The following is a 6516-nucleotide window of genomic DNA, read 5'->3' on the forward strand; positions in this document are numbered from 1 at the left end:
ATTAAGATGTGTGCATGTAACGGAGCGGGAGTAATTAGAAACGATATTGGAATGGGTATGTATCAGTTTGGATCATGTATTTGTGAGGCGGGGAATCGCAGCCCTGAAGAAGTGGACAGAAGACGTCATGCCGTTATGGCGAGATTGAAGGAAGCATATCGACTACAACAGCTAGAGAAAGCTGGAGAAGTAGCATGAAGCAATTAACACTGGAAGATGTCGTTGGGAGTTTCGATTATTCAGCAAAGAGCACATCTGAGAAGTTTTTACAACGTGTCACAAGCGTCATAACGTACTCAGTAGAGTTTTACGACAAGGATGACAAATGGAAGCTTAGATGGTTTGAAGCGAAGTCAGAGAGCGAAGCCGAAGGAATGGCTAAAGATAAATATGGACGGATTCAAATTATCGATACTTATATATCGGACAGATCGTTAGCTGAAATTATGGCATTAGATTAGGAGGGAAAACGATATGAGATACAATCCTGTACCTACTTGGGAAGAATACGAAATCGCAAAACAAAACGGAATTAAGAAAAGTACAGTAGATCAGCGGATTAATGTACATGGATGGGATGTAGAAAAAGCAATTAGTAAACCATTATTTGTTAGTTTGAAAGTTAAGTATGCAGAAGAATGGGGATTAGCACAGCGAAATGGTATCTCATATGACACGTTTTTCTCAAGGGTTAAGCGTTATAACTGGGATCCTAATGACGCAGCAACGACACCAGTATTATCGCCAATAGAATGCACGAAAAGAGCCCACTCTAAAACGGACATTATAAAGCCATCACAGTACCAAGAAGCGTTAAAAAACGGCGTAGGAAAACAAACGTTAAGAACGAGAGTCTTTGTACTTAAATGGTGTATAGAAAGCGCTATAACGACTCCACCTAACATTAAACATCGAGCTAAGAAGGCGGTGGTATAAATGACCTTAGATCGTTGGTTAACCGATGAGGAACGAGCAATTGCTAGGAAGAACGGAATTAATTATCACACATTATATCGCAGGGTTTACCGATTAGGATGGGATATTAAAGAAGCAATAACGGCACAGCCGGGAACAGTAAATCATGGATACGAAAGAAAATATACAAAATGGCTTAAAAAAGCTCAAGAAAACGGGATAAATATTAGTACTTTTTATAGCAGAATAAACCTTCTTGGTTGGGAGTGTGAAGAGGCGGCTACTAGACAGGCAAACGAAATGAAATCGGATAGAAAGAATTGGCTGGATATCGCAAACCGGAATGGAATTGGTTACCGAACATTTATGTCGAGGGTTAATACTCATGGTTGGGATTTAGAAAGAGCGGCAACAACTCCGCCAAGCAATACAGGAAGACGTTGCTCAGTAAAAGTTAAGGAGGAAGCGTTGTGAAAAATAGGATAGTACCGACATACAAAGATTATCAAAGAGCGGATGCTATAGGCGTTTGTAAAAAATATGTAGATCATCGTATTAAATATTATGGATGGAGCTTAGAACGAGCAATTACAACGCCGATAGGAACAAGTTGGAAAGGAAGAGAGAAGCACGGCGATTTACCTAAACTAGCTGTTAGAAACGGTATTAAAAAACAAGACTTTTATAATCGCATACGTCGAGGATGGAGTCCTTTAGAGGCAGCGACAACGCCTTATGGCCAAAAGAAAACAAAATTTAGTGATTATGTAGAGCTAAGGAAACAAAACGGAATAAGTGCCCCCACTTTTCATAGGAGGGTCGAAAGAGGAATGGATCCCTATGAAGCAGCAATAAGACCTGTTAGAGGTAAGAAGAATATCGTTATAAGTGAAACGGATAATGGTAAACAAAAAGAAAACAAGTATTGGATAAATGTAGCGAAAAGTAATGGAATTAAAGTAGGGACATTCTATAGCAGGATTGATATTGGATGGTCATATGAAGAAGCAGCAACGAAGACAACACGAAAATATAAGGAAGTGCAGCAGATAAGTTAGGAGGACAAGCCATGACAGCAAAAGAAAGAGCCGTACTTCGTGGTTTCTGGACTCATAAACAGACAGGTGAGCATATCGCTATAACGCGTGTAACGATGTCTGGTGAGGTATACGGAAACAGGGTGAATTCGCTAGGACATGAAGTGGGACCGCAGGAAATTATGTTGATTCGTGATCTGAAGGAAGAATATGTGAAGGGCATGAGATAAGTAAATGGACAGGAAACAAATCTACATCGATGTCCTGATACATAAGGGGATTTACAAGGAAGAAAATACGGGACGTCAACTTTGGGAAATGAGTGAGCAGGAACTATTCGAATTGATAAAAGGAGATGGGGAGAATGAGAGAGATTAAGTTTCGCGGAATGCCAATTGAGAATTACGGTGATACAAAATGGCTTTATGGAAGTGCAATTATAGGTTATGAAGATAAATTAGCTTATATTGAGGCGAATTATCAAGGGTGTATACCAGTTAAATGGGGAACAGTCAGTCAGTACACAGGATTAAAAGATTCAAAAGGAAACGAAATTTACGAAGGTGACATTGTTTCAACTGATTTAAGCAGACCATTTCTAATTGTGGAATTTAGAAACGGAGCTTTTATGTATCAGTGTCATGATAACGGACAAGATTACTATGACCACATGGAACCAGCATTTTCAGTGTCTGTTGAATTAACGAAATATCATAAAATCATCGGCAATATCTATGAAAATCAAGAAATATTAAAAGGAGATGAAAAATAATGAAACCAATCGAAAACGGTGTTTATGAAATCACTCAACTATTAGCGGAGACAAAGGAGAATGAAGAGAATGGCAACTAAGATCATTATGTACACGAAAACGGATTGTCCAAATTGCAAACGTGCAAAACATTTCTTGGGATTCGCTCCAGTGGAAATTGAATTAGAAGAAAGAAACATTGAGGAAAATGACATTTATAAAGCTGAAGCTGAAGGTTTAGGAATAATGAGTTTACCAGCTTTTAAATTCGAAAATGGAACTATCGTGAGAGGATTTGAAGAAGGTAAAATAATGAACGAATTAGGACTGTAGGAGGGATTGTATGAAGAAAGAAACCAAAATACAGGTGGAAGGTGAACTTGAAGTAGTAGAAATCGAGATTTACAGGAAGCAATATCATTTGAACGGATTAAATAGTGAGAAACGCAAAACAGAGAAGTCTTTGGAAGTGTTGAAGAAACAGAAAGAGAAATTAAAAAGTTACTTATAAGGAGCGGATATGAGTGGACGGTAAGGTTTGCAAGAAATGCAATGAGTGGAAGCTATACATTGATTATCCAAAAGGAAAAACGTGTAAGGATGGTCATGAAGGCACTTGTAAAAAATGCGTGTCCGAACGAAAGAAACAATATTGTAAAGAAAATAAAGAGAAAATAGCTGAATATCAAAAGCGTTATCGTAAAGAAAATAAAGGGAAAATAACTGAACAAACAAGACAGTGGCACAAAGAAAACAAAGAAAGAACGATTGAAAGAATGAGGAATTGGCGTGATAAAAATAAAGAAAAAGTTGTTGAATACGGACGAGAGTGGCGCGAACAAAACAAAAATCATATATCACAAAAAATAAAATTGTGGAAAAGCGAAAACAAAGACAAAGTATACGCTAGCATATTGAAAAGGCGATCGAATAAAAATTTCGTTAAATTTACTCCAGTACAGAGAACAGAATTACTGGAGCGTGATAACTGGAGTTGTCAATGTTGCAGAAAGAAAGTTCATGACAATAATAAAAACGATGAAAATAAAGCTCATATCGACCATACTATCCCTATTTCTAAAGGGGGAGATAGCACTCCTGAGAATCTAAGGGTTTTATGCCGAACTTGTAACCTTAGCAAACGAAACAAAACAGAAATAGAGATCGATGATTCAGGTCAAGTTAAATTATCAATTTAAAAAGGAGAATATAGATGATTAATATACAAAAAATTTTCGAAGCACAAGAAAAATTGGATAACGAAATTGTAAAGGTACACAGTTTAAAAGGTAAAAGCCTTACAGGAGATATCACTCAAGCTTTATACGTAGAACTTGGGGAGCTCGCGCAGGAAATAGGGTTCTTTAAGTATTGGAAGAAAAATAAAACAACAAATAAGGCGCGTCAATACGATGAGTGGGCGGATTGCATGCACTTTATGGCGAGTTTGGGTAATAAGTACGGACATAGTGATTGGATAACTAAAGTTGATATAGACAATATACAATGTCGTCGATACACAAGAACAGATACTTCATTCCATGACCTATTCGAAAACATATACAGATTGGAACTGAACGAATGGAACGAGTACACAGAAGCATTGATGGCTCTATTAGCAATTGGAATTAAAATCGGAATGACATTTGAAGATATGGAAAAGGCGTATTTCGATAAGAACCAAGTTAACTATGATCGGTTAGCAAGCGGATATTAAGACCAAATTTGAATTTTGTATAAAAACAAGGGAGGAATGAAAAATGGAACAAATCTTAAAAATTGAAGAGCATCAAGAGAAAGTGCGATGGTCAAGCATGAGTGGTTACGCTATAACGACAAACGAACAGGTAATCAAGCTATTGATTGATGATGAACAATCTTGCTGCGAAAACTTTGGTTACTTTATGTCAGAAGATGACTTTAATGATTTTATAGGAGCACAACTTATTGATGTGAAAATAACTGATACAGAATTAAAAGAAGGTCTTCTTGAAAAGCATGATTTGGATATAGAAAGTGAGTATTTTGAAGGTGACGTGATGTTCGTTGATATTGTCACATCTAAAGGAACTCTCCAGTTTGTCGCTTACAACGAACACAATGGATATTACGGTCATGAAGCTAAAGTTATTTCAAAACAAATTAATCATGATGAAGTGTTATAAAAGCGTTATTTTAATAGAAAGCGAGGTGGTGATATGAGTCTTACTTTTATAGACTTATTCGCCAGCTTGCAGAAAACGGAGGGATGGATATGAAAGAGGAATGGAGAGATATTGAAGGGTATGAGGGATTCGAAGGTATGTATCAAGTTAGCAATTTAGGTAGAGTCAGATCGATGAAAAGGGAATTCATACGAAGTAACGGGAGAGTTTACAATCGTGAAGGTGTCATATTGAAACCGATGGTAAATCATAAAGGTTATTTAATAGTGGATTTAAGAAACAGAGGTAAAAGAAAAGGTGGATTTGTTCATAGATTAGTAGCTAAAGCTTTTATACCTAACATTGAATGCAAACCTCAAGTGAACCATATCAACGGAAATAAACAAGATAACAACGTAAATAATTTAGAGTGGTGTACAAATGGAGAAAATGCGCTACATGCGTATAGAACAGGACTTAATAAACCAAATTCAAATGGAGGAAGGCCGAAAAGGAAAATAAATCAAATTAGTAATGATGGCGAAATCGTAGCTACTTTTATAAGTTTATCTGAAGCTATTGATAAAACTAAAATAAACAACATAAGCGCTGTATGTAGAGGTGTAAGACCACGTGCAGGGGGCTTCATTTGGAAATTCGCAGATGAAGAGGTAGTAGTGTAAATGAATAACAATAAATTAACATTTATAGATATATTTGCTGGCGTTGGGCTTTTTAGAATCGGATTAGAACAAGCGGGACATACCTGTATTGGTTTCTGCGAATGGGATAAAGCGGCAAGGAAAACATATGAAGCTATGCATGAAGTTAATGTAGAAAGCGAGTGGACGGAACATGATATCAGAAACGCAAAAGGAACTACTATTCCGTCAGTGGATATTTGGACAGCAGGGTTCCCTTGCACCGATATTTCCAAAAACGGAAAACAAAAAGGACTTGCAGGAGAAAAATCAGGACTATTTACAGAAGTTATCCGGCTCATCAAAGAAGTACCTGAACATAAGAAACCTGCCTACTTGCTCTTTGAAAACGTTGATAACACATTATCAGTTAATAAAGGATGGGACTTTGCCCGTATTCTCACTGAAATGGATGGAGTCGGGTATGATGCGGAATGGAATGTTATCACCTCAACCGAGGTTGGAATCCCTCAAAGAAGGAAAAGAATATTCATTGCAGGATATCTTAGAGGATCAAGTGTCCGACGAATATTTAGTTGATACAGAAAAGAATAGCTGTATTTTAGAAGTAACGAAAGATTATGTAAAAGTAAGACAGGCTACTAAACAAGGATATGATATCGGTGTTGTTGGTGACGCTATTAATATAGCAGTACCAACATCTAAGACACGCAGAGGTCGCATAGGACACGGCGTAGCGCAAACATTACTTAGATCCAGGGAACAAACTACTTTACGTGACGGGAAGTTATACTGGCTTACAGAAAGAGAATCGTGGCGATTGCAAGGGATTCCTGACGAATACTTTGATCGAGCAAAAGAAGTAACATCGCCTAATCAATTATATGCACAGGCTGGTAACGGGTTAACGGTTAATATTGCGAAATTTATCGGCTCGAGAATGGGGTATGAGGAAGATTAGTATAAAAATTTCATTTTGTAGAAAAGGGGAATGGATAATGTGCAAA

The 6516-nt window shown here is 37.2% G+C and carries 14 protein-coding genes and 1 pseudogene; all 15 read left to right on the forward strand.

Features of this window, described 5'->3' with window-relative positions; genetic code table 11:
• Nucleotides 1–6 precede the first annotated feature (6 nt).
• Complete coding sequence (locus NSS97_RS29990; protein ID WP_341115309.1) at nt 7–198, forward strand: hypothetical protein; 192 nt, start codon at nt 7–9, stop codon at nt 196–198.
• A complete protein-coding gene (locus NSS97_RS29995; RefSeq protein ID WP_341115311.1) occupies nt 195–461 on the forward strand; it encodes a hypothetical protein in 267 nt (88 codons plus the stop codon). The genes NSS97_RS29990 and NSS97_RS29995 overlap by 4 nt, the downstream gene beginning before the upstream one ends.
• Nucleotides 462–474: 13 nt before the next feature.
• Nucleotides 475–936 carry a hypothetical protein gene (locus NSS97_RS30000; RefSeq protein WP_341115312.1) on the forward strand — a complete coding sequence of 154 codons (462 nt, stop codon included), beginning with the start codon at nt 475–477 and terminating at the stop codon, nt 934–936.
• Nucleotides 937–1389, forward strand: a complete 453-nt coding sequence (locus tag NSS97_RS30005) for a nucleoside permease (RefSeq protein WP_341115314.1) — start codon at nt 937–939, stop codon at nt 1387–1389. It abuts the gene before it with no gap.
• A complete protein-coding gene (locus tag NSS97_RS30010; RefSeq protein WP_341115316.1) occupies nt 1386–1973 on the forward strand; it encodes a hypothetical protein in 588 nt (195 codons plus the stop codon). The genes NSS97_RS30005 and NSS97_RS30010 overlap by 4 nt, the downstream gene beginning before the upstream one ends.
• Before the next feature lie 11 nt (nt 1974–1984).
• Nucleotides 1985–2182, forward strand: a complete 198-nt coding sequence (locus NSS97_RS30015; RefSeq protein WP_341115317.1) for a hypothetical protein — start codon at nt 1985–1987, stop codon at nt 2180–2182.
• 4 nt (nt 2183–2186) lie between these two features.
• On the forward strand, nt 2187–2330 hold the full coding sequence (locus NSS97_RS30020; RefSeq protein ID WP_341115319.1) for a Fur-regulated basic protein FbpA: 144 nt from the start codon (nt 2187–2189) through the stop codon (nt 2328–2330).
• Nucleotides 2317–2724: a YopX family protein gene (locus NSS97_RS30025; protein ID WP_341115321.1), complete on the forward strand. Its 408-nt coding sequence runs from the start codon at nt 2317–2319 to the stop codon at nt 2722–2724. The genes NSS97_RS30020 and NSS97_RS30025 overlap by 14 nt, the downstream gene beginning before the upstream one ends.
• 69 nt (nt 2725–2793) lie before the next feature.
• On the forward strand, nt 2794–3036 hold the full coding sequence (locus NSS97_RS30030) for a glutaredoxin family protein (RefSeq protein ID WP_341115323.1): 243 nt from the start codon (nt 2794–2796) through the stop codon (nt 3034–3036).
• A gap of 10 nt (nt 3037–3046) precedes the next feature.
• Nucleotides 3047–3214, forward strand: a complete 168-nt coding sequence (locus tag NSS97_RS30035; protein WP_341115326.1) for a hypothetical protein — start codon at nt 3047–3049, stop codon at nt 3212–3214.
• Between the two features lie 13 nt (nt 3215–3227).
• The gene (locus tag NSS97_RS30040; RefSeq protein WP_341115328.1) at nt 3228–3902 is read left to right on the forward strand and encodes an HNH endonuclease; all 675 of its coding nucleotides are present in this window, start codon (nt 3228–3230) and stop codon (nt 3900–3902) included.
• A 14-nt stretch (nt 3903–3916) separates the two neighbouring features.
• Complete coding sequence (locus NSS97_RS30045; RefSeq protein WP_341115330.1) at nt 3917–4420, forward strand: dUTP diphosphatase; 504 nt, start codon at nt 3917–3919, stop codon at nt 4418–4420.
• Nucleotides 4421–4463: 43 nt separating this feature from the next.
• Entirely contained in the window at nt 4464–4868 is a 405-nt protein-coding gene (locus NSS97_RS30050) for a DUF7448 domain-containing protein (RefSeq protein WP_328034248.1), read from the forward strand.
• 89 nt (nt 4869–4957) lie between these two features.
• Nucleotides 4958–5530, forward strand: a complete 573-nt coding sequence (locus tag NSS97_RS30055) for an NUMOD4 domain-containing protein (protein WP_341115333.1) — start codon at nt 4958–4960, stop codon at nt 5528–5530.
• Nucleotides 5531–6470, forward strand: a pseudogene (locus NSS97_RS30060) (DNA cytosine methyltransferase). It begins immediately after the preceding gene.
• Nucleotides 6471–6516 lie beyond the last annotated feature (46 nt).

Origin of the sequence: Bacillus sp. FSL R12-0074 (genome assembly GCF_038005725.1) — a bacterium.
Classification (GTDB): domain Bacteria; phylum Bacillota; class Bacilli; order Bacillales; family Bacillaceae_G; genus Bacillus_A; species Bacillus_A mycoides.

Excerpts from the sequence above, each read along its gene's own strand:
- NSS97_RS29990 (WP_341115309.1), top strand. The coding sequence starts at position 7 with ATGTGTGCATGTAACGGAGCGGGAGTAATTAGAAACGATATTGGAATG.
- NSS97_RS29995 (WP_341115311.1), top strand. The coding sequence starts at position 195 with ATGAAGCAATTAACACTGGAAGATGTCGTTGGGAGTTTCGATTATTCA.
- NSS97_RS30000 (WP_341115312.1), top strand. The coding sequence starts at position 475 with ATGAGATACAATCCTGTACCTACTTGGGAAGAATACGAAATCGCAAAA.
- NSS97_RS30005 (WP_341115314.1), top strand. The coding sequence starts at position 937 with ATGACCTTAGATCGTTGGTTAACCGATGAGGAACGAGCAATTGCTAGG.
- NSS97_RS30015 (WP_341115317.1), top strand. The coding sequence starts at position 1,985 with ATGACAGCAAAAGAAAGAGCCGTACTTCGTGGTTTCTGGACTCATAAA.
- NSS97_RS30020 (WP_341115319.1), top strand. The coding sequence starts at position 2,187 with ATGGACAGGAAACAAATCTACATCGATGTCCTGATACATAAGGGGATT.
- NSS97_RS30025 (WP_341115321.1), top strand. The coding sequence starts at position 2,317 with ATGAGAGAGATTAAGTTTCGCGGAATGCCAATTGAGAATTACGGTGAT.
- NSS97_RS30030 (WP_341115323.1), top strand. The coding sequence starts at position 2,794 with ATGGCAACTAAGATCATTATGTACACGAAAACGGATTGTCCAAATTGC.
- NSS97_RS30035 (WP_341115326.1), top strand. The coding sequence starts at position 3,047 with ATGAAGAAAGAAACCAAAATACAGGTGGAAGGTGAACTTGAAGTAGTA.
- NSS97_RS30045 (WP_341115330.1), top strand. The coding sequence starts at position 3,917 with ATGATTAATATACAAAAAATTTTCGAAGCACAAGAAAAATTGGATAAC.
- NSS97_RS30050 (WP_328034248.1), top strand. The coding sequence starts at position 4,464 with ATGGAACAAATCTTAAAAATTGAAGAGCATCAAGAGAAAGTGCGATGG.
- NSS97_RS30055 (WP_341115333.1), top strand. The coding sequence starts at position 4,958 with ATGAAAGAGGAATGGAGAGATATTGAAGGGTATGAGGGATTCGAAGGT.